Source organism: Caballeronia sp. LZ001, from assembly GCF_031450875.1.
Lineage (GTDB): Bacteria > Pseudomonadota > Gammaproteobacteria > Burkholderiales > Burkholderiaceae > Caballeronia.
Map to the genome: position 1 here is coordinate 4203876 of NZ_JARTVX010000004.1, position 23846 is coordinate 4227721.

Consider the following 23846-nt stretch of genomic DNA (forward strand, 5'->3'; position numbering starts at 1 on the left):
TGGCAATGAGCCGGGGCAAAGCTCTAGCAGCATCGGCAGCACGCAACAAACTGGTGGCGCGAAGCGCTCACGATCAACCCGATGGCCTGCAGGTCGAGGGCTGTCGGCGGTTCGGGCTGTGTTAGAATTCGCAAAATTTTTCTGGAGTAATCATGGCAGTTCAGCAAAACAAGAAGTCGCCGTCGAAGCGCGGCATGCACCGTTCCCACGACTTCCTCAACGCAGCGCCGCTGGCAGTTGAGCCGAGCACGGGTGAAGTGCATCTGCGTCACCACGTGAGCCCGAATGGCTACTATCGTGGCAAGAAAGTCGTCAAGACGAAGAACGACTAAGCGTTTCGCGCTTGGCCTGATGCGTCACCGCACAGCGGACGCTCGCGCCTGCTACGCTTTTGACACTTTCCCGGTACGACAAGAAGGCGGCATTTCACTGCCGCTTTTTTGTGCCTGAAATTCGTCGCTTCCCATGACCGTAAAGATAACCATTGACTGCATGGGAGGCGATCACGGTCCGGCCGTGACCGTTCCCGCTGCCGTCAATTTCGTGCGCGCGCATCCCGACGCGCATCTGATGCTCGTCGGCATCGAGCAGTCCATTCGCGCGCAATTGAAAAAATTGAAGGCGCTGGACGAACCACGCCTGACCGTCGTTCCCGCGACCGAAGTCGTCGCCATGGACGACCCCGTCGAAGTCGCGCTGCGCAAGAAGAAAGATTCGTCGATGCGCGTCGCGCTCAACCTCGTCAAAGAGGGCGAGGCGCAAACCTGCATCTCCGCCGGCAACACCGGCGCGCTCATGGCGGTCTCCCGCTATGTGTTGAAAACGCTCGCCGGTATCGAGCGGCCGGCCATCGCGTTCGCCATGCCGAGCCAGAAGGGCTACACCACCGTGCTCGATCTCGGCGCCAATGTCGACTGCGAACCCGAGCATCTGCTGCAGTTCGCGGAAATGGGCCATGCGCTCGTTTCGGCGATCGAAGGGCGCGAGCGGCCGACCATCGGCTTGCTCAATATCGGCGAAGAAGTCATCAAGGGCAACGAAACGATCAAGCGCGCGGGCGAACTGCTGCGTGCGAGCACGCTCAACTTCTACGGCAACGTGGAAGGCAACGACATCTATAAAGGCACGACCGATGTCGTGGTCTGCGACGGCTTCGTCGGCAATGTCGCGTTGAAGACTTCCGAAGGTCTCGCGAAAATGCTCGCCGACATCATCAAGGAAGAGTTCAGCCGCAACCTGCCGAGCAAGCTGATGGCGCTCGTGGCGCTGCCCGTTCTCAAGCGTTTCAAGAAGCGCGTCGATCCCGCGCAATATAACGGCGCCGCCTTGCTGGGATTGCGCGGCCTCGTGATCAAGAGCCACGGATCGGCCGAAGCCTTCGGGTTTGAGTGGGCCATCAAACGCGGGTATGATGCCGTCAAAAATGGTGTGCTCGAACGTCTCGTGCGCGCAATGGAGGAGAATGCGCCTGCCGCGCGCGAAGGCGCCGCGAGCACTTCCGCCACCGATGCCGCAAGCGGCGTCGCGACGGAACTGAACCCGCAGCCGAACTCGCGTCCGAATCCGCCGGACGCCTCGGGGACTGCGCTACACTCGAAGGCATAATGGCTCAATCCAATCTTTACGCTCGAGTGCTCGGCACAGGCAGCTATCTGCCGGCCGAGCGCGTTACGAATCAGGCATTGGCGGACCGTCTCGCTAAAGAAGGCGTCGAGACGAGCGACGAATGGATCGTCGCGCGTACCGGCATTCACGCACGGCACTTTGCGGCTCCCGATCAAACCACGAGCGATCTCGCGCTGGTCGCATCGCAACGAGCCATCGAGGCGGCGGGCATCGACCCGCAATCCATCGATCTCATCATCGTGGCAACCTCCACGCCGGACTTCGTGTTTCCGAGCACGGCGTGTCTCTTGCAGAACAAGCTCGGCATCAAAAACAACGGCGCGGCGTTCGACGTGCAGGCCGTCTGTTCCGGTTTCGCTTATGGCGTCGCGACGGCGGACAGTTTCATTCGCAGCGGTCTGAATCGCACGGCGCTCGTCGTCGGCGCGGAAACGTTCTCGCGCATTCTCGACTTCAAGGACCGCACGACCTGCGTGCTGTTCGGCGACGGCGCGGGCGCGGTCGTGCTGCAGGCGTCCGAGGAAGCGGGCGTGCTGTCGAGCGCGCTGCATGCGGACGGCAGCTATTCCGACATTCTCTGCACGCCGGGCAACGTGAACGGCGGCGTGATTTCAGGCAGCGCGTTCCTGCACATGGATGGCCAGGCGGTGTTCAAGCTCGCCGTCAACGTGCTCGAAAAAGTGGCTATCGAAGCGCTGGAGAAAGCGAAGCTCACGCCGAACGACATCGACTGGCTGATCCCCCATCAAGCCAATATCCGCATCATGCAGAGCACTTGCCGCAAGCTGCATCTGCCGCAGGAGCGCATGGTCGTGACGGTGGGCGAGCATGGCAATACGTCGGCGGCGTCGATTCCGCTTGCGCTCGATGTCGCCGTGCGCGACGGGCGTATCAAGCGTGGCCAGAACGTGCTGATCGAAGGCGTGGGCGGCGGCTTCACGTGGGGCGCGTCGGTCTTCCGCCATTGATCGCTCAAGCCACTCGCTTGCTTTCTCAATCTTCTCGATCCCATCAATCTGAATTCGATCCGCTGAAAAGGCCGCCGCGACCACACCATGCGCGCGCGGCGCAAGCACAGCCGGCGTCGGCCATTTGCCAGCCGGCGCAGAGAGGCGGATCGTTCCAATCCAACGAGGACGATATGAAATTTGCGTTCGTTTTCCCCGGCCAGGGTTCGCAGTCGATCGGCATGCTCAATGCATTCGCCGATCACGCCGTCGTGCGCGACACCGTGCAGCAGGCATCCGATGCGCTCGGCCAGGATCTAGGCAAGCTGATCGCCGAAGGTCCGGCCGAAGAGCTGAATCTCACGACCAACACACAGCCCGTCATGCTGACGGCGGCTTATGCCATTTACCGCGTGTGGGAAGCACAAACCGGTCTGAAGCCGGCGATCGTTGCAGGCCATAGCCTCGGCGAATACACCGCGCTCGTCGCGGCCGGCGCGCTGGCTTTCGCGGATGCCGTGCCGCTCGTGCGATTCCGCGCGCAAGCAATGCAGAGCGCGGTTCCGGTGGGCGTCGGCGGCATGGCCGCGATCCTGGGTCTCGACGACGACACCGTGCGCGCCGTCTGCGCCGAAGCGTCGTCGGCGGGCGTGGTCGAAGCCGTCAACTTCAACGCGCCGGCGCAAGTCGTGATCGCGGGCTCCAAGGCGGCCGTCGAAAAGGCATGCGAAGTCGCGAAGGCGAAGGGCGCGAAGCGCGCGCTGCCGCTGCCGGTTTCCGCGCCGTTTCATTCGTCGCTGCTCAAGCCCGCTTCGAACCAGTTGCGCGATTACCTCGCGAAGGTCGACATCGAGGCGCCGCGGATTCCGCTGATCAATAACATCGACGTGGCAAACGTCTCCGATCCCGCCGCTATCAAGGACGCGCTCGTGCGTCAGGCAGCAGGCCCGGTGCGCTGGGTCGAATGCGTGCAGGCGATTGCGCGCGAAGGCGTCACGCACGTGATTGAATGCGGTCCGGGCAAGGTGCTCGCGGGTCTCACGAAGCGGATCGACGGCAACCTCGTCGGCGGATCGATTTTCGATCCGGCATCGCTCGAAGAAACGCGCAAACTGATCGCTGCATAGTCGGAGTGGAACAATGAATCTGGACAATCAGGTAGCTATCGTCACGGGCGCGTCGCGCGGCATTGGCCGGGCAATCGCGCTGGAACTCGCGCGGCAGGGCGCGACGGTCATCGGCACGGCGACGAGCGAAAGCGGCGCGGCCGGCATCGGCGAAGCGTTGCAGCAAGCGGGCGGCAAGGGTCGCGGCGCGGTGCTCGACGTCAACGACGCAGCCGCCGCGGACTCGTTCATCGAGTCCACGGTCAAGGAGTTCGGTGGCCTGAACATTCTCGTGAACAACGCGGGCATCACCAAAGATCAGCTCGCCATGCGCATGAAAGATGACGAATTCGACGCCGTCATCGACACCAATCTGCGCGCCGTGTTTCGTCTATCACGCGCCGTCCTGCGCCCGATGATGAAGGCGCGTGGCGGGCGCATCATCAACATCACGTCGGTGGTCGGCTCGTCGGGCAATCCCGGCCAGGCCAACTATGCGGCGGCGAAGGCGGGCGTGGCGGGCATGACGCGGGCGCTCGCACGCGAGATCGGCAGCCGCGGCATTACGGTGAACTGCATCGCGCCGGGTTTCATCGATACCGACATGACCAAGGTTTTGCCCGAAGAGCAGCGCACCGCGCTCACCGCGCAGATACCACTTGGCCGACTGGGCAGCCCGGAAGATATCGCGCATGCTGTGTCGTTCCTGGCGTCGCCGTTCGCTGGATACATCACCGGCACGACCTTGCACGTGAACGGCGGCATGTACATGTGAAGCTGTAAAGGCGAGGAAAGGGCGCAATAGGCATTTCGCCGTTTTTCGCTTAATATCCGCGCCGAGACGGGCGCGCAAAATGCTCAAGGCATGGCGCGCACCGCCGGACTCGGTGGCAGAAAAAATCGCTGTGAAGCCCGGCAAGCCCTCTTGTAGGAGCGCGTCGGGCAGCGCAGCATGGAACTGACGCGCCGTATTTTGCGGGTCCAAACCTGATAAAATGCGCGCACTCGTATTTTTGAACTTTTTATCCCTCGGAGGGCTGCATGGACAACATCGAACAGCGCGTGAAGAAGATCGTCGCCGAACAACTTGGCGTGGCCGAAGCTGAAATCAAGAACGAAGCTTCGTTCGTCAACGATCTCGGCGCTGACTCGCTCGATACCGTCGAACTGGTGATGGCACTGGAAGACGAGTTCGGCATGGAAATTCCCGATGAAGAGGCAGAAAAGATCACCACGGTTCAGCAAGCAATCGACTACGCTCGCGCCAACGTCAAGGCCTAAGGCCGGACGCGCCAGCGACTCATCGCTCATCGAGCCAGATGTTTTGTCGCTGCTCAGACCGATTTAACAGCCACAGGGCACACAGGGCGGTTTCCTGTGGCCGCTGTGGCTTTTGTTTTTCGTCATTCTATGGATAAGGGGTTATCGTGAGCCGTCGTCGAGTTGTTGTTACAGGCCTTGGGCTCGTTTCGCCTGTCGGCAATACCGTTGCCGACGGCTGGGCGAATCTGGTCGCGGGCAAGTCGGGCATCGCCAACATCACCAAGTTCGATGCCACGAACTTCTCCACGCGTTTCGCGGGCGAAGTGAAGGGCTTCAACATCGAAGACTACATGCCCGCCAAGGAAGCGCGCCACATGGATACCTTCATCCATTACGGCTTTGCGGCCGGCGTGCAGGCCATGCAGGACAGCGGCCTCGAAATCACCGAGGAAAACGCGGAGCGCGTGGGCGTGGTGGTGGGTTCGGGCATCGGCGGCTTGCCGATGATCGAAGTCACCCAGACCGAGCTGCTCAACCGCGGTCCGCGCCGTATTTCGCCGTTCTTCGTGCCGGCGTCGATCATCAACATGATCTCCGGTCATCTGTCCATCCGCTTCGGTCTCAAGGGTCCGAATCTGGCCATCGTCACGGCTTGCACGACCGGTTTGCACTGCATCGGCGAAGCATCGCGTTTGATCGAATACGGCGACGCGGACGTGATGATCGCGGGCGGCGCGGAAGCCACGGTTTCTCCGCTCGGTATCGGCGGCTTTGCGGCGGCGCGCGCGCTCTCGCAGCGTAACGACGACCCCGCCACGGCCAGCCGCCCGTGGGACACCGACCGCGACGGCTTCGTGCTTGGCGAAGGCGCGGGCGTGATGGTGCTCGAAGAGTACGAACACGCGAAGGCGCGCGGCGCGAAGATCTATGCGGAAGTGCTCGGCTACGGAATGAGCGGCGACGCCTATCACATGACCGCGCCGCCCGAAGACGGCGACGGCGGCCGCCGCGCCATGGTCAACGCGTTGAAGAACGCGAAGGTCAATGTCGACGAAGTGAACTACGTGAACGCGCACGGCACGTCCACGCCGCTCGGCGATATCGCGGAAACCACGGGCATCAAGCGCGCGCTCGGCGATCACGCGAAGAGCGTCGTCGTCAATTCCACTAAGTCGATGACCGGCCACTTGCTGGGCGGCGCGGGCGGGCTGGAGTCGGTCTTCACCGTGCTCGCGATCCATAACCAGATTTCGCCGCCGACCATCAACATCTCCAACCAGGACCCGCAGTGCGACCTGGACTACTGTGCGAACACCGCGCGGGAAATGAAGATCGACGTCGCGGTGAAGAATTCGTTCGGCTTCGGCGGAACGAACGGTTCGCTCGTCTTCAAGCGTCACTGAGCACGCGCGCTCGTCGGGACGGGAACGGAATGACGAACGCGTCTGTCGATCGGCCGCAACGGGATGCCGGCACGCCGCCGCGCATCGCGCTGCGGCCGTCGCGTTTTCTGCAGGCCGCGCTGCTCGGGTTCATCGTCGTCGCCGGTTTCGCGGTGTTCCAGTGCGTACACGGGCACGCCGGCGTGTTCGATGCCTTCGCCGCCTCTGCGGTATGCGTCGCTACGCTCTGTTTGACTGCGCGGCGCTGGGCGCGTCGGCAACCGGCGGCCGTCGGTCTGCATGCGGAGGGCTTGACCGTCTGGGACCGTGCCGGGAACGCGCGCTACTGGCGCATCATCGGCTGCGCGCAGTGGAGCGGGCGCTTGCTCGCGCTCGACGTGTCGACGGAAGAAAAACGCCGCGAAGCACTGCTCATCGCCGCCGATTCCCTCGACGCCGATACTTTCCGCCAGCTTTCAGTCAGCGCCCGCCGCGCGGCCAGCTCTTTCCTGTAAAGACTGTAACGGTCGATGAGCATCCGGGATAACGCGAAGGCCGGGAGGCTACAATAGCCGTCCGCGCAACTCCCCAAAGTGAAACGGATTTCCCAGGTGAGCGAAAAAGAAATCGACCAATTGCTGGTCGAGCGTGTCCAAAAAGGTGACAAGGCCGCGTTCGAACTGCTGGTCGCCAAATACCACCGCAAGATCATTCGACTGATCTCGCGCCTCGTGCGCGACCCCGCCGAGGTCGAGGACGTCGCCCAGGACGCCTTCATCAAGGCTTATCGTGCGCTGCCGCAGTTTCGCGGCGAATCGGCGTTCTACACCTGGCTCTACCGGATTGCGGTCAACACGGCAAAGAATTACCTTGCCACTCAAGGACGCCGCGCTCCAACTTCTACCGAAGCCGATGCAGAAGAAGCGGAAACTTTCTCCGATGCAGACCAACTAAGGGATATCAACACGCCCGAGTCGATGTTGATGAGCAAGCAGATTGCCCAGACGGTCAATGCTGCGATGGCGCTGCTGCCCGAGGAATTACGCACCGCCATCACGCTCCGGGAAATCGAGGGTTTAAGTTACGAAGAAATCGCCGAAATGATGGCATGCCCTATCGGCACCGTCAGATCAAGAATTTTCCGTGCTCGCGAAGCCATTGCGGCAAAATTGCGTCCGTTGTTGGACACTCCTGAAGGCAAGCGCTGGTAGGCAGCGCGTCGCCCCGGGGCAGGGACGCAATATCTGGGTTAGGTGGTGTCACTACGGGGTGGTGTCAGAGATGGGGAGCATCATGGGGTCGGTTCCGGTGCAATCGAATAACAGTTCGCGCGGTGAGCGCCTTTCCGCGTTCGTGGACGGCGAGTCGCTCGACGAACTCGGAAATATCAGCCAGTTTCTTGCTGAACTCAATAACCGTGACCGCGCGTCATGGTCGGACTATCACCTGATCGGCGACGCGCTGCGTTCCGACGATCTGGCAGAAAGCCCGGCGAAGAGCAGCGCGTTCATGACAGCGTTTGCAGCGCGTTTCGAGGCCGAGGCGCATGTGCTGGCGCCAGCTGCGGTGGCACAGACACAGAAGGCGCGTGGCGGCATGTTGCGCCGTCGTGTCGTGCCGGCTTTCGCCGTTGCCGCGGCGGCTGCCACGCTCACGTGGATCGTCGTGCCGCAGTTGCAGGGCGTCGACAGCCGTCTGGGCGCGCCAGTGGCAAGCACGCAGGGCGACTCGGTTCAGCGCGTCGCCATGGCGTCCGTGCCGGCGGTCAGCACGCGCGCGCCGGTGGTGGAGGCGAACATCATCCGCGACGCGAGCCTCGATCAATACCTCGAAGCGCATCAACAGTTCTCTCAGCAGCCGGCCATGCCCGGCTCCATGCCTTTGATTCGCGCGGCGGTGACGACGCAGGGCCAATAACCTGATGGCGAGTGTGCGGTTGAATAAAACTAGATATTGGGGGCGGCTGCCGGCGTTGATGCTTTGCGCAGCCGCGTTGTTCGCGGCGGCATCGAGCAGTTTCGCTCAGGGGGACAACCCCGCCGCCCAGCGCAAGACAGCCGCCACTCTGCTCAACCGCATTCACGAAGCGGCCCAGCAGCAGAATTACGAGGGTACTTTCGTTTATCAGCGCGGTGCGACGGTGCAGTCGTCGCGCATCACGCATGTCGCCACGCGCGGCGACGGCGAATACGAATCGCTCGAAAGTCTCGACGGCGCCCCGCGCCGCATGCTTCGTCACGACGACGACATGTACACGTTCGTCCCGGAGCGCCATCTGCTCGTGGTCGAACATCGGCAGAGCAAGGATTCTTTTCCCGCTTTGTTATCGACGAGCGGCGATCAGGTTCTGTCCGTCTACGAACCCAAGCTCTTGGGCACCGACCGCGTGGCGGGGCTCGAAAGCCAAGTGCTCGAACTCGATCCAAAAGATTCTTACCGGTTCGCGTACAAGCTTTGGGCAGATGCCAAGACTGGTTTGCTATTGCGCGCCCAGACGCTCGATCCGGACGGCCAGGTGCTGGAACAGCTTTCGTTCTCTCAGGTGCGTATAGGCGGGGCGATCGACAAGGCGTCGATTGCAAGCGGCATGCGCAGCACGGCGGGCTGGACCACGGTGCGGCCTCCCGTGCAGCCGGTGGATATCGAAGCGCAAGGCTGGCAACTCACGCCGAATATCGCGGGCTTTCGCAAGATTCGCGAGTTGCGCCGTCCGATGGCGTCGAGCCAGCCAGGCCAGCCGGCCATCCCGGTCGATCAGGCCGTGTTCTCCGACGGCCTCGCCGCCATCTCGGTTTTTATCGAACCGGTGGAGAAAAGCGCGCGCAAGGAAGGCGCCGGTAATAGCGGCGCGACTCATGTACTCGTCAAGCGCCGCGGCGATTTCTGGATTACCTTGCTAGGTGAGGTGCCGCAATCCACGTTGCAGCAATTTGCTTCTGCCATAGAATACAAGCCTTCCAAGTAATCCCTCGGCCTTAGACATATGAGCAACTACTCGCTGCGCAAGTTCTTCGCGGCCGCGGCGCTCGCCGTGTGCCTGCCGTTCCTCTCGCAGACAGCAGCGGCAGTGCCAACGGTGAATCTGCCCGACTTCACCACGCTGGTCGACAAGGTGGGGCCTTCGGTCGTCAATATCCGCACGACGTCGCGTGTCGGGTCGAGCAGCGACCTGCGCGGTTTGCCGCCTGGCCTCGATGAAGGCGACATGTCCGAATTCTTCCGGCGCTTTTTCGGTATCCCGATGCCCGGTCAGCCCGGCTCGCCGCGCGGAAACGGTGGCGGCGGTGGCGGTGGCCAGGGTGGCGGCGGACAAGGCGGTGGCGGCAGCGGCGGCGATCAGGGCAAGGGCGGCAGCCGCACCCCCGACGACAGCCAGGACAACTCGGAACAAAGCAGCGGCGTAGGCTCGGGCTTCATCCTGTCCACGGACGGCTATGTGATGACCAATGCCCACGTCGTGGACGACGCGGACACCATCTACGTCACGCTCACCGACAAGCGCGAGTTCAAGGCGCGTCTCGTGGGCGTGGACGAGCGCACGGATGTGGCCGTCGTGAAGATCAGCGCGGCGAATCTGCCGGCGATCACCATCGGCGACTCGAACAAGGTGCGCGTAGGCGAATGGGTACTCGCCATCGGCTCGCCGTTCGGCCTCGACAACACGGTGACGGCGGGCATCGTCAGCGCGAAGGGCCGCGACACCGGCGACTATCTGCCGTTCATCCAGACCGATGTGGCGGTCAATCCGGGCAACTCGGGCGGTCCGCTCATCAACATGGCGGGCGAGGTGATCGGCATCAATTCGCAGATCTACAGCCGCACCGGCGGCTTCATGGGCATCTCGTTCGCCATTCCGATCGACGAAGCCATCCGCGTCGCGGACCAGTTGAAGACGACGGGCAAGGTCACGCGCGGACGTATCGCGGTGGCGATCGGCGAAGTGACGAAGGACGTCGCCGACTCGCTCGGTCTGCCGAAGGCGCAGGGTGCGCTCGTGTCGAGCGTGGAATCGGGCGGTCCCGCGGACAAGGCGGGCGTGCAGCCGGGCGACATCATTCTCAAGTTCAATGGCGTGAACGTGGAGACGGCCACCGATCTGCCGCGCATGGTGGGCGACACGAAGCCGGGCGCCAAGGCCACCATCACGGTCTGGCGCAAAGGCCAGTCGCGCGATTTGCCTATTACGATTGCCGAGATGCAGCCGGACAAGGTTGCGAAGACCGAGCAGAAGAAGCCGACGCAGCCGAAGGAACGCGCCAGCAATTCCCTGGGACTCGCGGTCAGCGACCTCACGGCTGATCAGAAGAAGTCGCTCAAGCTGACGAGCGGCGTGCAGGTCGATGCAGTGGAAGGTCCGGCCGCGCGCGCGGGCTTCCAGAAGGGCGACATCATCCTGCGCGTCGGCGATACCGACATCACGAGCTCCAAGCAGTTCGAGGCCGTGGCGCAGAATCTCGACGCCAGCAAGATGATCGCGGTGCTCGTGCGGCGCGGCGACAACACACAGTTCGTGCCGTTGCGCCCGCGCGTGCCGGCGCAAAAGTAATCGACATGAGCCAGTCACCGGGCGCGCCATTTATCCTGTATGGTCGCGCCTGGTGTCATCTCTGCGAGGACATGCGCGCCGAGCTCGAACCCATCGCAGAGCAGTTTGGCCGAGCAATTCTTTGGATCGATATCGACGAGGATCCGGCGCTCGAAGCGCGTTACGACGAGCGCGTGCCGGTGCTGATGCTGGCAGGCGTCGAACTATGCCAGTATCGGCTCGACGCAAACGCGGTCAGGGCGGCGCTCGATCAGGGCTAAAGGCGAAAAGCGCCGGCCCATCCCTATTTCGGCTAAAATGCTGAAGTTTTCCCCAAATTTTCAAGGCGTGCTCCGCGTTATTCGAGGGCGCGCCTTTTTCGCTTGATCGGCACTGAATGAATCATATTCGTAACTTTTCGATCATTGCGCACATCGATCACGGCAAGTCCACGCTCGCTGACCGCATCATCCAGTTGTGCGGCGGTCTGTCCGACCGGGAGATGGAAGCGCAGGTGCTCGATTCAATGGACCTGGAACGCGAGCGTGGCATTACCATCAAGGCGCAGACGGCCGCGCTGACCTACAAGGCGCGCGACGGTAAGGTCTACAACCTCAATCTGATCGATACCCCCGGACACGTCGACTTCTCCTATGAAGTCAGCCGCTCGCTTTCCGCATGCGAAGGCGCGCTCCTCGTCGTCGATGCCAGCCAGGGCGTCGAGGCGCAGACAGTCGCGAACTGCTACACCGCCATCGAGCTCGGCGTCGAAGTCGTGCCGGTGCTGAACAAGATCGACTTGCCGGCCGCCAACCCCGAGAACGCAATCACCGAGATCGAAGACGTGATCGGTATCGACGCGACGGACGCCGTGCATTGCAGCGCGAAGACCGGTCTGGGCGTGGAAGACGTGCTCGAATCGCTCATTCTCAAAGTGCCGCCGCCGAAGGGCGACACGGAAGCACCGTTGCAGGCGCTCATCATCGACTCGTGGTTCGACAATTACGTCGGCGTGGTCATGCTGGTGCGTATCGTCAACGGCACGCTGCGTCCGCGTGACAAGATCAAGATGATGGCGACCGGCGCGCAGTATCCGGTCGAGCATCTCGGCGTGTTCGCGCCGAAGTCGACCAACCTCTCGCAGTTGTCGGCGGGGCAGGTGGGCTTCGTCATCGCGGGCATCAAGGAACTGACGGCGGCAAAAGTGGGCGATACCGTCACGCTCACGAACCGTCCCGCCGCCGAGCCGCTGCCGGGCTTCAAGGAAGTGAAGCCGCAGGTGTTCGCGGGTCTTTATCCGGTCGAAGCGAACCAGTACGACGCGCTGCGCGAATCGCTCGAAAAGTTGAAGCTGAACGACGCGTCGTTGCAGTACGAGCCGGAAGTCTCGCAAGCGCTGGGCTTCGGTTTTCGTTGCGGCTTTCTCGGCCTTCTGCACATGGAAATCGTGCAGGAGCGGCTCGAGCGCGAATTCGACATGGACCTCATCACCACCGCGCCCACGGTGATTTATCAGGTTCTGCAACGCGACGGCACCACCATCTCGGTCGAGAATCCGGCCAAGATGCCTGAGCCGCCGAAGATCGAGGAAGTGCGCGAGCCTATCGTCACCGTGAACCTCTATATGCCGCAGGAATATGTCGGCTCGGTCATCACGCTCTGTACGAACAAGCGCGGCCAGCAAACCAACATGCAGTATCACGGCCGGCAGGTGCAGCTCACCTATGAAATTCCCATGGCCGAAATCGTGCTCGACTTTTTCGACCGGCTGAAGTCCACTTCGCGCGGCTATGCGTCGATGGATTACGAGTTCAAGGAATATCGCGCGGCGGATGTCGTGAAGGTCGACATGCTCATCAACGGCGACAAGGTCGATGCGCTCTCGGTCATCGTGCATCGTTCGCAAAGCCAGCATCGCGGGCGCGAAGTGGCGTCGAAGATGCGCGAACTCATCCCGCGCCAGATGTACGACGTGGCAATTCAAGCGACCATCGGCTCGAATATCATCGCGCGCGAGAACATCAAGGCCTTGCGCAAGAACGTGCTCGCCAAGTGTTACGGCGGCGACATTTCACGTAAGAAGAAGCTGCTTGAAAAGCAGAAGGCGGGCAAGAAGCGCATGAAGCAGGTCGGCTCGGTCGAAATCCCGCAGGAGGCTTTCCTCGCGATCCTGCGTGTGGACGACTAAGTCCCGCCTGGTGCGCCTGAACGCCAATAACAAGAACTGAAGATAACAACCGGAAGCGATTGAATGAATTTCGCACTGATTCTCCTGATTCTCGTCGTGTTGACGGGCATTGCATGGGTGCTGGACAAGCTGGTGTTCCAGCCGCAGCGCCGCCGTTCGGCGGATGCCGCGGTCGCCAAGTTCGACCGTCAACAGGAACGCGTGGGCGAGCGTTTCGCCGATGAAAATGCCGCGCAGACGCGCGCCCGTCTGCATGACGACAAGCTGCGTCAGCCGTGGTGGCTCGAATACACGGCGAGCTTTTTCCCCGTGATCCTTGCGGTGTTCGTGGTGCGCTCGTTCGTCGTCGAGCCGTTCAAGATTCCGTCGGGCTCCATGGTGCCAACCTTGCTCGTCGGCGACTTCATCCTCGTGAACAAGTACGAATACGGCCTGCGTCTGCCGATCAGCAATACCAAGCTGACCAGCGGCAAGCCGCTGTCGCGCGGCGATGTGGTCGTGTTCCGCTATCCGAAGGACGAGTCGGTCGACTACATCAAGCGCGTGATCGGCCTGCCGGGCGACACCATCGCGTATGAAGACAAGAAGCTCACGATCAACGGCAAACCGGTGCCCGAAACGCCGCTGCCCGATTACTTCGACGAAGAGCGGGTTGGTTACGCGAAGCAGTTCGTCGAAGACCTCGACGGCCGCAAGAACGCCATCCTGAACAATCCGCAAGTGCCGCCGTTCGTCATGGGCGCAGACGACTACCCGTTTCGCGACAACTGCAACTACAACGCGCAAGGCGTGACGTGCAAGGTGCCGCCGGGCCATTACTTCATGATGGGCGACAACCGCGACAACAGTGCCGACAGCCGCTACTGGGGCTTCGTGCCAGACGCGAATATCGTCGGTCGCGCCTTTTTCATCTGGATGAACTTCAGCAATCTGAAGCGTATCGGTTCGTTCGATTGATCGGGCGCGAGTTCGCGCGCAACGCGCCCCGACAATGCTTCGAAACGGCGTGAAGAAGCGCGGCTAACACCGTCTCGCCACGTGTTTTCCTGGCCCGCCGGGCGGAATCGACCGTCCGCGCGGGCGCGTTATACTCTGTCCATGCCCTCTTCTCCGTTGGAAAGCCGGTTGCGGTACGAATTTCGCAATGCGGAATTGCTGCGCCAGGCCATGACACACCGTAGTCACAGCGCCACGCACAATGAACGGCTCGAATTTCTCGGCGATTCCGTTCTAAATTGCGTGGTGGCCGCGCTTTTGTTCCAGCGATTCGGCAAGCTCGACGAAGGCGATCTTTCGCGCGTGCGAGCGAATCTCGTCAAACAGCAGTCGTTGTATGAAATCGCGCAGGCGCTGAACGTGTCCGAATGTCTTCGTCTCGGCGAAGGCGAATTGCGCAGCGGCGGTTTTCGCCGGCCGTCGATTCTCGCGGATACGCTCGAAGCCATCTTCGGGGCGATCTTTCTCGACGGCGGTTTCGACGCCGCGTACACCGTCATCAAGCGGCTTTATACGGCGGTGCTGGATCACATCGATCCGCGCACCATCGGCAAGGACGCAAAAACGCTGCTGCAGGAATATCTTCAGGGCCACAAGATCGCGCTGCCGACTTACACCGTCGTCGCCACGCACGGCGCGGCCCACAATCAGCAATTCGAAGTGGAATGCTCGGTGCCGAAACTGGACGTGAAAGTGTCCGGTTCGGGCGCGAGCCGTCGTGCGGCGGAGCAGGCCGCGGCGAAGAAAGCGCTCGACGACGTCATGGCCGCCGCTCCGACGCTCGCCGTCAAGCCTAAACGCAAGGGCGCGCGGGCCGCGAAGCTGGCGGAAGCCGAAGTCGTTCCGGGCGTGACAGGCGTGCAGGCTGCGCTCGATCTGCGCTCGCCGGACCGGCGCGAGCGGGATCGCGACCGAGTACATCACGGCTCGCATGCACACGCTGAAGACAAGCCGTCCACCGCGCCACTCGCCGTGATCCGCGCAACGCATGTCGAGCCATCGGCGGCGTCGTTCGCGGCGTCGGACAAGCCGGAGCGCGTGGTGATCCATCGGCCGGAACGTTCGAGCAAGAGCGAAGCGCCGCCGGTTGCCGAGGGCAGTCACGCGGTCACGAGCGAGGCAGATTCGCCCGCGGACAAAAGCAGCAACGAAAGCCGTAGCAGCGCGAGCCCGGAAGCGCCCGCGCCCCGCGTCGTGCGCGCCGCCGACGCCGGTCACTAAAGCGCATCACCAGGCGCCACGCGCATCTGCGCATAACGAACACATCTTATGAACGCTCCCACATCTTCCGGTTTCCGCTGCGGCATGGTCGCGATCGTCGGCCGCCCCAACGTCGGCAAATCCACGCTGATGAACGCGCTCGTCGGCCAGAAGGTGAGCATCACCTCGCGCAAGGCGCAGACGACGCGGCACCGAATCACCGGCATTCACACGCTCGACGACGCGCAGTATATTTTCGTCGATACCCCCGGCTTCCAGACGCGCCATAGCGGCGCGCTCAACCGCTCGCTGAATCGCGCGGTGACGTCCACCCTTTCCTCGGTCGATGCCATTCTCTTCGTGATCGAGGCAGGCCGCTTCGGCCCGGACGACCAGCGCGTGCTCGACCTGATCCCGACCGGCACGCCCACCATTCTGATTGCGAACAAGCTCGACCGCGTGGGCGACAAGGCGTCGTTGTTCCCGTTCATGCAGCAGATGTCCGCGCTGCGCGACTTCCGCGAGATCGTGCCGTTGTCGGCGAAGAATACCGACGACATCACGCGACTCATGGCGGTCATCAAGCCGTATCTGCCTGAAGGCGAGCCTATCTACGGCGAAGACGATCTGACGGATCGCAGCGAGCGCTTTCTTGCGGCGGAAATTCTGCGCGAGAAAGTGTTCCGCTGGACCGGCGACGAGTTGCCCTACACGAGCACGGTGCTGATCGACAAGTTCGAGACGGAAGGGCGCCTGCGCCGTATCTTCGCGACCATTCTCGTCGATCGCGACGGCCACAAGGCAATGATCATCGGCCAGAAGGGCGCGAAGCTCAAAACGATCAGCACCGAGGCGCGGCTCGACATGGAAAAGCTCTTCGACGGACCCGTGTATCTGGAAACCTTCGTCAAGGTCAAGAGCGGCTGGGCCGACAACGAAGCGGGCCTGCGCGCTTACGGCTACGAATGACCTTTTGCGAATGATCCATGGACGACGGCACGAACGACGCCCGGATATCCGCGCCCGCCGATGATCCCGCCAGGGACGAGTTCGAGGCGAGCGAGCGTCCCGCGCGCGCGAGCCAATCCGAAGCAAGCAGCCGTCCGGCACGCGAGGATGATTTCGACGCAACCGAACGCCCGACGCGCGCCGCGCCCAAACGCAAACGCGCGCCCGCTTCTTCTTCGTCTAACTCCTCGCAAGACAAGCCGTCGCCGCGTCCGCGTTCCGACTTTCGCGTCAGTGAGCAGCCGGGCTTCGTGCTGCATAGCTATCCGTATCGCGAGACCAGTCTCATCATCGATGTCTTCTCGCGCGATCATGGCCGTATTGCGCTGGTCGCGAAGGGCGCAAAGCGTCCGCATTCCGCGCTGCGCGGTGTGCTGCAAACCTTCCAGCCGCTTGGTCTTTCATGGACGGGCAAGGGCGAAGTCCGCACGCTGACCACGGCGGAATGGGTCGGCGGCATGCTGCCCCTGACCGGCGACGCGCTTCTCTGCGGCTTCTACGTCAACGAGTTGCTGGTCAAATTCTGCGCGCGTGAAGACGCGCATCCGGCGCTTTTCAATCATTATGTGCTCACGCTTTCGCGCCTCGCGCACGACGAACCCGCCGTGCAGGTGCTGCGTTCCTTCGAGCGCGTCTTGCTCAAGGAAACCGGCTACGCCATGGCGCTCACGCGCACCGTGACGCGTCAGAGCGTCGTGCCCGAAGGCCGCTACATGTTCGATCCCGAGCGTGGCGTACGCGAAGCCTCCGACGACTTGCCCGCGCAATGGCCGGTCATCTTCGGTCAGACACTCATCGACATGGAGCGCGACGATTACACCAGCGCGCAAACCGCCGCGCAAAGCAAGACGCTGATGCGCTTTTTGCTCAACGTCTATCTGGGCGGCACGCCGCTCGCCACTCGTCAGATCCTGTTAGACCTGCAAAATCTATGAGCTTCTTTCTCACATCGCCTGCCAGCGTGATCGATCTCGGCGTGAACATCGATCACGTGGCCACGCTGCGCCAGGCGCGCGGCACGACCTATCCCGATCCTATCCGCGCCGCGCTCGCCGCCGAAGAAGCGGGCGCGGACGGCATTACGCTGCATCTGCGCGAAGATCGCCGTCATATCGTCGATGCCGACGTGCGCACGCTTCGACCGCTGCTCGGCACGCGCATGAATCTCGAATGCGCCGTGACGCGCGAGATGCTCGACATCGCGTGCGAGATCAAGCCGCAAGACGTTTGCCTCGTGCCCGAAAAGCGCTCGGAACTGACGACCGAAGGCGGTCTCGATGTCGCCGGCCAGTTCGAAGCCGTGAAGGCCGCGTGCAGGCAGTTGGCCGATGCGGGCATCCGCGTATCGCTATTCATCGATCCTGACGAGACGCAGATTCGCGCGGCCAAGGAAGCGCTCGCGCCAGTCATCGAACTGCACACGGGCAGCTATGCCGAAGCGCACGATGAAGCCGCACAGCGCCGCGAATTCGAGCGCGTCGCGACGAGCGTCGATTTCGGCAACTCGCTCGGGCTCAAGGTGAACGCGGGCCACGGTCTGCATTACACCAACGTCCAGCCAATCGCCGCGCTCGATGGCATCGTCGAATTGAACATCGGCCACGCGATCGTCGCGCACGCGATCTTCGCGGGCTGGGACAACGCGGTGCGCGAGATGAAAGCGATCATGGTCGCGTCGCGCCTCGCCGCGCAGACGAAGCGCTGAGCACATCATGGCGATCTACGGAATCGGCACGGACATCGTGCAGGTGAGCCGCGTGGCGGCGGTGATGGAGCGCACCAAGGGGCGCTTTGCCGAAAAAGTGCTCGGGCCGGACGAGTTGCGCATCTATCATGCGCGGCGCGCGCGGTCCGAAGTGCGCGGCCTCGCGTTTCTCGCGACGCGCTTTTCCGCCAAGGAAGCATTCTCGAAGGCGATCGGCCTCGGCATGCGCTGGCCGATGACCTGGCGCGCGCTTCAGACGCTCAACGAGGCGAGCGGCAAACCGGTCGTCAAGGCATCGGGCGAACTGGCCACATGGCTTGCCGAGCGCAATATCACGGCGCAGGTGACGGTCAGCGACGAGCGCGATTACGCGGTGTCGTTCGTCATCGCCGAAACGCCGGATGCGTGATAGCGCGGGGACATGCGCGCTTCAGGGCAGGGCATCACTCCAACAACGACGGTAACGATCCAATTGAATTCGATGAAACGCACTCCCGGCCCAGTCATGCTCGATGTCGAGGGCACGACGCTCAACGACGCGGATATCGAGCGCATCTCGAATCCGATGACGGGCGGCATCATTCTGTTTGCGCGGCACTTCAAGGATCGCGCGCAACTCGTCGCATTGACCGATGCGATTCGCGCGGTACGCGAAGACATTCTTATCGCAGTCGATCACGAAGGCGGACGCGTGCAGCGCTTTCGCACCGATGGCTTCACGGTGCTGCCCGCGCCTGGCAAGCTCGGCGCGCTGTGGGACAAGGACGTGCTCGCGGCCACCAAGGTGGCGACGGCGTTCGGCTACGTGCTCGCTTCGGAGTTGCGCGCGTGCGGCATCGACATGAGTTTTACGCCGGTGCTCGACCTGAACTACGGTCAGTCGCAGGTCATTGGCGACCGTGCGTTGCATGGCGATCCGCGTGTGGTGACGCTGCTTGCCAAGAGCCTGAATCATGGGCTTGCGCTTGCCGGCATGGCCAATTGCGGCAAGCACTTTCCTGGACACGGGTTCGCCTCGGCGGATTCTCACGTCGCGTTGCCCACGGACGATCGCTCGCTCGAAGAGATCCTTGCCGCCGATATCCGTCCTTACGACTGGCTCGGCTTGTCGCTGGCGTCTGTCATTCCGGCGCACGTGATCTACACGCAAGTCGACGACAAACCCGCGGGCTTCTCGCGTATTTGGCTGCAGGACATTTTGCGCGGCAAGCTGGGCTTCAATGGCGCGATCTTCAGCGACGATCTTTCGATGGAAGCCGCGCGCGCGGGCGGCACGCTCACCGAAGCGGCGAGCGCCGCGCTCACCGCGGGCTGCGACATGGTGCTCATCTGCAATCAGCCAAAAGAGGCGGGCAAGGTGCTGAACCAGTTGCGCTATACGCCTACGAAAGCATCCGAGCAGCGTCTCAAGCAGATGCGTCCGCGTGGCAAGGCGCCGCGCTGGAGCAAGTTGCAGGGGCAGGCGGAATATCGGGCGGCACGGGAGTTGGTGAAGAGCGCGTTGGGTTGAGGCGATCGGCGAAAGCAAGATGAACGTCCGCCACGGCGGAGCGCCAAGCAAAAGGCCACGGCAGACAAACCGTGGCCTTTTGGTTGTGTGATTGGAGCGCGCCGAGCGTTGCCCGGCGGCGCCCACCATTAGGACGATTCCAGCTTCATCCTTTGCAACTTGTTGTAAAGCGTCTTCGGGCTGATGCCAAGCAGCGTCGCTGCCCGATGCCGCGTGCCACCAACCGCTTCGAGCGTCGCGCGAATCAGCATGTCTTCGACATCGGCGAGCGCGGTGCCAACCGTCACCTGCACGCTGCTGCCGTTCAGACCGCGACCGCTGCCGCCTTGTTCATCGGCGCGCAAGGTTTCGATCGTTTCGCCCGACGCGTGATATGCCCGGCGCACGCGTTCGCGCAACTCGCGCACGTTGCCCGGCCATTCGTTCGCGATACATTCCCGCAGGAACGCAGGGCTGATGCGTTTAGGCGACCCGCTCGTGATGCCCGCGATATGGTTCTCGCGATTCAGCTCGTCGACGAATTGCTCGGCGACCAGCGCGATGTCGTCGTCGCGTTCGCGCAGCGGCGGCAGATTGATCGACGAACCCGCAAGACGCTGGAACAGATCTTCGCGCAACGCGCCGTTCGCAACGGCATCGCGGATCGGCGTGCGCGACGCCGCGATCAAGCGGAAGTCCGTCATGATGCGGTTGCTGCCGCCCACGCGCATGAAGGTCTGCGAGTCGAGCGCGCGTAACAGCGCTTCTTGTTGGGCGGCGGGAAGGGAATCGATCTGATCGAGGAACAGCGTGCCGCCACCCGATTGCTCGAGCAGCCCCGGCTCGCGATTCTCCGCGCCCGCGAACGCGTTGCGCTCGTGGCCGAACAGCACGCTTTCCATCGAACGATGCGCGCCATCGCGCGCCGCCGAGCAATCGAACGTGACGAACGGCCCCTTGCGACGGCGGCTCAGTTCGTGAATCGTGCGCGCCGCGATCTTCTTGCCCGTGCCCGCTTCGCCGCAAATCAGCACGGCGGCTTCGGTTGGCGCGGTATGTTCGATGAGATCGTAGACATGCTGCATGGCCGCGCTGCGCCCGAGCATCTCGCCGAAGTGGCCGAGTTCGCGCAGTGTCGAACGCAGGGCCTGCACTTCCTCGGTCAGCTCGTATGGACGCGGAATGCGCGCGAGAAGGCTGCGCAAGCGTGGAATGTTGACCGGCTTGAGCAGATAGTCCCAGATGCCGTGGCGCAGGCCTTCGATCGCGCTTTCGACGGTTGCGTTGCCGGTCATCACGATCACGGGCAGCGCGCCGTCGGGCGCATGAGAAGGCAGGCTCGGCAGCAGGTCGAGACCGCTTCCGTCCGGCAGATTCAAGTCGATGAGCACGACATCGGGAATGGAACGCGACAAGGCAGCGCGCGCTTCTGCAAGCGTCGTCGCGGTGTCGACGGTGAAGTCGTCGGCCGTCAGGATCGCGGACAGGCCGGACAAGCTATTGGGATCGTCTTCGACAATCAGTGCGTGTGGCATGGCGGACACAACGTATTAAATGGACTGTGATTCGCCGTCGCCGCAAGCATGGCCTTCGAAGCGATGCGAGGGCTCCGGCACGTCATGGGCGGGATATGCGCGCCCTTTTCCGGCGTGCTGCGTACAGGTCCCGCTGCGTTTGTTCGTCCTGCGCTTTCTTCTTGGTTCTCGTTATTGCGACTGTTGCGGCTATTGCGACTGTTGCGTCTTGACGCGCAGATCGTTATTGACGGATTGCACGCCCGACACGCTGCGGGTGATCGAGATTGCCTTCTGGATCTGATCCTCCGAATTGACATACCCGGACAACAGCACGACGCCGCGATACGTCGCCACGCTTACCACGAGCGATCTGAACCCCGGCTCCGCGATCAATGCGGCCTTCACGCGAGCCGTCACCGAAGCGTCGGATGCATAGTCGCCTGCCGCTTCGCGCGACGATGTCGACTGGCAACCCGCCGTGAGTGCGAAAACGGGCAGCGCGAGCATCGCGGCGAGCAGCAGATGACTGCTGATGATGGGCTTTTTACGCATGTCGTTATTGTTAAGTCCGTATTAAGCGGACGGAGCAGAAAGCGTGCCACCACGTAAGTTTTGGACTACATCCTTACGAATCAAGCGCCGATGAGCCTCTGCGGCCGGTCGCTAATCGCTTAATTAGGTCGCGACCGGTAAAGTTTGCCTGAATTTGTCAAAAACTTCACGCAAAAGAAAAAGCGCCCGCGAAGGGGCGCTTTCTTGTGCGGTGTAAAACGACGCTTAAAACGTCATTGCCGCGAGCAGTTCCGGGCGTGGCTTACGCGCGGCTGCGGTATTCATTGGTGCGGGTGTCGATTTCGATCTTGTCGCCGATGTTGCAGAAGAGCGGCACTTGCAGTTCGAATCCGGTGTTGAGCTTGGCGGTCTTGAGCACCTTGCCCGACGACGTGTCGCCCTTGACGGCCGGTTCCGTGTAGATGATTTCACGAACCAGCGTGGTCGGCAGTTCAACCGAGATGGCCTTCTCGTTGTAGAACACGACTTCGCAAGTCATGCCGTCTTCGAGGTAGTTGAGCGCGTCGCCCATCATTTCGGCTTCGACTTCGAACTGGTTGTAGTCGGCGTCCATGAAAACGTACATGGGATCAGCGAAGTACGAGTACGTCACTTCCTTGCGATCCAGCACGACGACGTCGAACTTGTCGTCCGCCTTGTAGACGGTTTCCATGCCTGCGGCCGTCAGCAGGTTCTTGAACTTCATCTTCACGACCGCGGAGTTACGGCCCGATTTGTTGTACTCGGCGCGTTGAACGACCATGGCATCGCTGCCGATCATGACGACGTTGCCGACGCGGAGTTCTTGTGCGGTCTTCATAAAAAACTAGTCCTGTACGAATGTTTGGCTTGAATTGCTGCGGAATGAATAAATCGGCAGCGGTGTCTTTGTGTTGCGTCGCGTGTTCGACCGTAAGGTCCGAACGCGGGCCACCGCGCGAGAATTCTGTGCTACGAGGTTCCGGCTTTTTTCTGATCGGCGTTCAGGGCTTCGGTTTCCGAACCCAAGCGTAAGGCGTAGGGTGCGAAATCTTTTGGCTGAACAATGCCGTCCCTCGGATAACCGCTTATTTTAACTGAGTTTTTGCCGATTTGGCCACTGGATTGGAGGCAGCGCGACGCCTTCGGTAGACGTTATTTCGCCATCCGCTCAGTGGCGTGCGCGACGAGATTGCTGGCGAGATCGCCGACTTGAGCGAGTTCGGCCGCCCATTGCCGCGCGCGCGCCTCGAATTCGCGCCGATGCGCCCAGAAGTCCGCCCAGTCCACCGTGCCAACGCCGTTCCAGGCATGCCAGAAGCGATGCGCCGCGCCGCGCGCGTCGGCGCAAAGCTGCTGCGTGTAATGGTCGAGCGCCGCGTCGAGTTTGGGCAGATGGGCGTCGTCGGATTGCGGATAGATGTGCCATACGAACGGCTTTTGCGCCCATTGCGCGCGCACGAACGAGTCTTCGCCGCGCACGAAGTTGATGTCCGCGGCCCATAAAAGCTCGTCGAAGCGCGGTTGTTCGACGAAGCCGAGCGCGTGTGCTTCCAGCGCGCCCGCCCGCGCCGATGCGCCCGCCGCAAAGCCCGTCAGTCCAAAAAAACGCGCAAGCGCGCCGGAGATGCGGCCCTCGGGCACGAGCAAGGTGACGGGCGCGTCGCCGTCGCGCCATTGAGCGAGGAGGGTATCGACGGCGGGATTTTCGTAGGCGAAGAGCGAGACGACCGTCCGATCGGGCGCGGGCTTTTCGATGCCCACGCGCTCGCGCCACCAGGCGGACGCGTCGAAACGCTGGCGCGCTTGGTCCAGATCGCGTTCCTTGATGACGCCGCCGGTTCCCGCGCCGAGTCCGGGAAAGAAGAAGCTCTTGTCGAGCGGATAGCGCGGATGAGGCGACGGCCGCATATGAAAGTCCGCGACCCAGTCTTCGCCGCTCAGGTATTCGAGGTTGATCCACACGGGTTTGCGCGCGCGACGCGCCATCGCGGCGATATACGCGTGCGGGATTTCGCAGGCGAACGCTTCGATCACGACATCGGCGATCTGAAGCGTATCGCCCGCGTGCGCCGGATCGCGCCAGTGTTCGACGACGACGCCCGCCGCTTCCTGCCGCGCGAGCGCGACATCGATTTCCGGGCACAGTGCGTGGAAAACCTTGAGATCATCGACCAGCAGCCGCACACGCCAGCCGTGCTCGCGGCGCAACTGGCGCGCGAGCCGCCAGCACACGCCGACGTCGCCGAAATTGTCGACGACCGCGCAGAAGATGTCGCAAGCGAGCTGGCCGTGGGGCTCGTGGCCGGCTTGCTGCCGATGATGTGTCGTTGACATGGGCGTTGAAGGCGGCCGGCGGGACG

25 protein-coding genes are annotated in these 23846 nt (G+C 62.4%); 21 read left to right on the plus strand and 4 right to left on the minus strand.

The features are described 5' to 3' along the window. Positions 1-152: 152 nt before the first annotated feature. The 21 genes from rpmF to nagZ all read left to right on the plus strand — a co-directional run bounded on the left by rpmF (position 153) and on the right by nagZ (position 19456). On the plus strand, positions 153-332 hold the full coding sequence (gene rpmF, locus P9292_RS30690; protein ID WP_007741736.1) for a 50S ribosomal protein L32: 180 nt from the start codon (positions 153-155) through the stop codon (positions 330-332). Between the two features lie 133 nt (positions 333-465). Then, the gene (gene plsX, locus P9292_RS30695; protein WP_244825820.1) at positions 466-1605 is read left to right on the plus strand and encodes a phosphate acyltransferase PlsX; all 1140 of its coding nucleotides are present in this window, start codon (positions 466-468) and stop codon (positions 1603-1605) included. Next, the gene (locus tag P9292_RS30700; RefSeq protein WP_309962754.1) at positions 1605-2594 is read left to right on the plus strand and encodes a beta-ketoacyl-ACP synthase III; all 990 of its coding nucleotides are present in this window, start codon (positions 1605-1607) and stop codon (positions 2592-2594) included. The genes plsX and P9292_RS30700 overlap by 1 nt, the downstream gene beginning before the upstream one ends. Positions 2595-2767: 173 nt before the next feature. Further along, positions 2768-3700: an ACP S-malonyltransferase gene (fabD, locus tag P9292_RS30705; protein ID WP_309962757.1), complete on the plus strand. Its 933-nt coding sequence runs from the start codon at positions 2768-2770 to the stop codon at positions 3698-3700. 13 nt (positions 3701-3713) lie between these two features. After that, a complete protein-coding gene (gene fabG, locus P9292_RS30710; protein ID WP_244825814.1) occupies positions 3714-4454 on the plus strand; it encodes a 3-oxoacyl-ACP reductase FabG in 741 nt (246 codons plus the stop codon). Positions 4455-4720: 266 nt separating this feature from the next. After that, positions 4721-4960 carry an acyl carrier protein gene (acpP, locus tag P9292_RS30715; protein ID WP_004197638.1) on the plus strand — a complete coding sequence of 80 codons (240 nt, stop codon included), beginning with the start codon at positions 4721-4723 and terminating at the stop codon, positions 4958-4960. Between the two features lie 146 nt (positions 4961-5106). Then, the gene (gene fabF / locus P9292_RS30720; RefSeq protein WP_309962760.1) at positions 5107-6345 is read left to right on the plus strand and encodes a beta-ketoacyl-ACP synthase II; all 1239 of its coding nucleotides are present in this window, start codon (positions 5107-5109) and stop codon (positions 6343-6345) included. A 29-nt stretch (positions 6346-6374) separates the two neighbouring features. Next, the gene (locus tag P9292_RS30725; protein WP_309962762.1) at positions 6375-6839 is read left to right on the plus strand and encodes a protein YgfX; all 465 of its coding nucleotides are present in this window, start codon (positions 6375-6377) and stop codon (positions 6837-6839) included. A gap of 96 nt (positions 6840-6935) precedes the next feature. Continuing rightward, positions 6936-7535 (plus strand): RNA polymerase sigma factor RpoE, encoded by a 600-nt coding sequence (gene rpoE / locus P9292_RS30730; RefSeq protein ID WP_244825810.1) that lies wholly within the window; start codon positions 6936-6938, stop codon positions 7533-7535. 82 nt (positions 7536-7617) lie between these two features. Further along, entirely contained in the window at positions 7618-8241 is a 624-nt protein-coding gene (locus P9292_RS30735) for a sigma-E factor negative regulatory protein (RefSeq protein WP_250492615.1), read from the plus strand. A gap of 4 nt (positions 8242-8245) precedes the next feature. Beyond that, positions 8246-9289, plus strand: a complete 1044-nt coding sequence (locus P9292_RS30740) for a MucB/RseB C-terminal domain-containing protein (protein ID WP_250509302.1) — start codon at positions 8246-8248, stop codon at positions 9287-9289. Between the two features lie 18 nt (positions 9290-9307). Continuing rightward, the gene (locus P9292_RS30745) at positions 9308-10870 is read left to right on the plus strand and encodes a DegQ family serine endoprotease (protein WP_309962765.1); all 1563 of its coding nucleotides are present in this window, start codon (positions 9308-9310) and stop codon (positions 10868-10870) included. 5 nt (positions 10871-10875) lie between these two features. After that, positions 10876-11130: a glutaredoxin family protein gene (locus P9292_RS30750; protein WP_250465262.1), complete on the plus strand. Its 255-nt coding sequence runs from the start codon at positions 10876-10878 to the stop codon at positions 11128-11130. A 116-nt stretch (positions 11131-11246) separates the two neighbouring features. Next, a complete protein-coding gene (gene lepA, locus P9292_RS30755) occupies positions 11247-13037 on the plus strand; it encodes a translation elongation factor 4 (RefSeq protein ID WP_244825804.1) in 1791 nt (596 codons plus the stop codon). A gap of 63 nt (positions 13038-13100) precedes the next feature. After that, positions 13101-13994 (plus strand): signal peptidase I, encoded by an 894-nt coding sequence (gene lepB / locus P9292_RS30760; protein WP_309962767.1) that lies wholly within the window; start codon positions 13101-13103, stop codon positions 13992-13994. Positions 13995-14135: 141 nt separating this feature from the next. After that, the gene (gene rnc, locus P9292_RS30765) at positions 14136-15254 is read left to right on the plus strand and encodes a ribonuclease III (RefSeq protein ID WP_250465261.1); all 1119 of its coding nucleotides are present in this window, start codon (positions 14136-14138) and stop codon (positions 15252-15254) included. A 48-nt stretch (positions 15255-15302) separates the two neighbouring features. Then, positions 15303-16202 (plus strand): GTPase Era, encoded by a 900-nt coding sequence (era, locus tag P9292_RS30770; protein WP_244825801.1) that lies wholly within the window; start codon positions 15303-15305, stop codon positions 16200-16202. Positions 16203-16219: 17 nt separating this feature from the next. Beyond that, positions 16220-17176, plus strand: a complete 957-nt coding sequence (gene recO, locus P9292_RS30775; protein ID WP_244825799.1) for a DNA repair protein RecO — start codon at positions 16220-16222, stop codon at positions 17174-17176. After that, a complete protein-coding gene (pdxJ, locus tag P9292_RS30780; protein WP_250465259.1) occupies positions 17173-17946 on the plus strand; it encodes a pyridoxine 5'-phosphate synthase in 774 nt (257 codons plus the stop codon). Before recO ends, pdxJ begins: the two co-directional genes overlap by 4 nt. 7 nt (positions 17947-17953) lie before the next feature. Continuing rightward, positions 17954-18355 carry a holo-ACP synthase gene (gene acpS / locus P9292_RS30785; protein ID WP_250465258.1) on the plus strand — a complete coding sequence of 134 codons (402 nt, stop codon included), beginning with the start codon at positions 17954-17956 and terminating at the stop codon, positions 18353-18355. A gap of 72 nt (positions 18356-18427) precedes the next feature. Continuing rightward, positions 18428-19456, plus strand: a complete 1029-nt coding sequence (nagZ, locus tag P9292_RS30790) for a beta-N-acetylhexosaminidase (protein WP_244825792.1) — start codon at positions 18428-18430, stop codon at positions 19454-19456. Between the two features lie 128 nt (positions 19457-19584). Here nagZ and P9292_RS30795 read toward each other — a convergent pair whose 3' ends face one another. The 4 genes from P9292_RS30795 to earP all read right to left on the minus strand — a co-directional run bounded on the left by P9292_RS30795 (position 19585) and on the right by earP (position 23820). Further along, positions 19585-20970 (minus strand): sigma-54 dependent transcriptional regulator, encoded by a 1386-nt coding sequence (locus P9292_RS30795; protein WP_244825790.1) that lies wholly within the window; start codon positions 20968-20970, stop codon positions 19585-19587. 189 nt (positions 20971-21159) lie between these two features. Then, positions 21160-21504 (minus strand): BON domain-containing protein, encoded by a 345-nt coding sequence (locus P9292_RS30800; protein WP_309962770.1) that lies wholly within the window; start codon positions 21502-21504, stop codon positions 21160-21162. Positions 21505-21766: 262 nt separating this feature from the next. After that, positions 21767-22324, minus strand: coding sequence for an elongation factor P (efp, locus tag P9292_RS30805; protein ID WP_086966248.1), 558 nt, complete (start codon positions 22322-22324; stop codon positions 21767-21769). A gap of 314 nt (positions 22325-22638) precedes the next feature. After that, positions 22639-23820, minus strand: coding sequence for an elongation factor P maturation arginine rhamnosyltransferase EarP (gene earP, locus P9292_RS30810; protein WP_309962772.1), 1182 nt, complete (start codon positions 23818-23820; stop codon positions 22639-22641). Positions 23821-23846 lie beyond the last annotated feature (26 nt).

Bases quoted from the DNA above. Each gene is read 5' to 3' on its own strand.
- earP (WP_309962772.1), bottom strand. From the start codon at position 23,820: ATGTCAACGACACATCATCGGCAGCAAGCCGGCCACGAGCCCCACGGC.
- era (WP_244825801.1), top strand. From the start codon at position 15,303: ATGAACGCTCCCACATCTTCCGGTTTCCGCTGCGGCATGGTCGCGATC.
- P9292_RS30700 (WP_309962754.1), top strand. From the start codon at position 1,605: ATGGCTCAATCCAATCTTTACGCTCGAGTGCTCGGCACAGGCAGCTAT.
- P9292_RS30745 (WP_309962765.1), top strand. From the start codon at position 9,308: ATGAGCAACTACTCGCTGCGCAAGTTCTTCGCGGCCGCGGCGCTCGCC.
- P9292_RS30725 (WP_309962762.1), top strand. From the start codon at position 6,375: ATGACGAACGCGTCTGTCGATCGGCCGCAACGGGATGCCGGCACGCCG.
- lepB (WP_309962767.1), top strand. From the start codon at position 13,101: ATGAATTTCGCACTGATTCTCCTGATTCTCGTCGTGTTGACGGGCATT.
- acpP (WP_004197638.1), top strand. From the start codon at position 4,721: ATGGACAACATCGAACAGCGCGTGAAGAAGATCGTCGCCGAACAACTT.
- recO (WP_244825799.1), top strand. From the start codon at position 16,220: ATGGACGACGGCACGAACGACGCCCGGATATCCGCGCCCGCCGATGAT.
- P9292_RS30735 (WP_250492615.1), top strand. From the start codon at position 7,618: ATGGGGTCGGTTCCGGTGCAATCGAATAACAGTTCGCGCGGTGAGCGC.
- P9292_RS30740 (WP_250509302.1), top strand. From the start codon at position 8,246: ATGGCGAGTGTGCGGTTGAATAAAACTAGATATTGGGGGCGGCTGCCG.
- rnc (WP_250465261.1), top strand. From the start codon at position 14,136: ATGCCCTCTTCTCCGTTGGAAAGCCGGTTGCGGTACGAATTTCGCAAT.
- pdxJ (WP_250465259.1), top strand. From the start codon at position 17,173: ATGAGCTTCTTTCTCACATCGCCTGCCAGCGTGATCGATCTCGGCGTG.
- nagZ (WP_244825792.1), top strand. From the start codon at position 18,428: ATGAAACGCACTCCCGGCCCAGTCATGCTCGATGTCGAGGGCACGACG.
- P9292_RS30795 (WP_244825790.1), bottom strand. From the start codon at position 20,970: ATGCCACACGCACTGATTGTCGAAGACGATCCCAATAGCTTGTCCGGC.
- P9292_RS30800 (WP_309962770.1), bottom strand. From the start codon at position 21,504: ATGCGTAAAAAGCCCATCATCAGCAGTCATCTGCTGCTCGCCGCGATG.
- rpmF (WP_007741736.1), top strand. From the start codon at position 153: ATGGCAGTTCAGCAAAACAAGAAGTCGCCGTCGAAGCGCGGCATGCAC.
- acpS (WP_250465258.1), top strand. From the start codon at position 17,954: ATGGCGATCTACGGAATCGGCACGGACATCGTGCAGGTGAGCCGCGTG.
- efp (WP_086966248.1), bottom strand. From the start codon at position 22,324: ATGAAGACCGCACAAGAACTCCGCGTCGGCAACGTCGTCATGATCGGC.
- fabG (WP_244825814.1), top strand. From the start codon at position 3,714: ATGAATCTGGACAATCAGGTAGCTATCGTCACGGGCGCGTCGCGCGGC.
- P9292_RS30750 (WP_250465262.1), top strand. From the start codon at position 10,876: ATGAGCCAGTCACCGGGCGCGCCATTTATCCTGTATGGTCGCGCCTGG.
- fabD (WP_309962757.1), top strand. From the start codon at position 2,768: ATGAAATTTGCGTTCGTTTTCCCCGGCCAGGGTTCGCAGTCGATCGGC.
- plsX (WP_244825820.1), top strand. From the start codon at position 466: ATGACCGTAAAGATAACCATTGACTGCATGGGAGGCGATCACGGTCCG.
- lepA (WP_244825804.1), top strand. From the start codon at position 11,247: ATGAATCATATTCGTAACTTTTCGATCATTGCGCACATCGATCACGGC.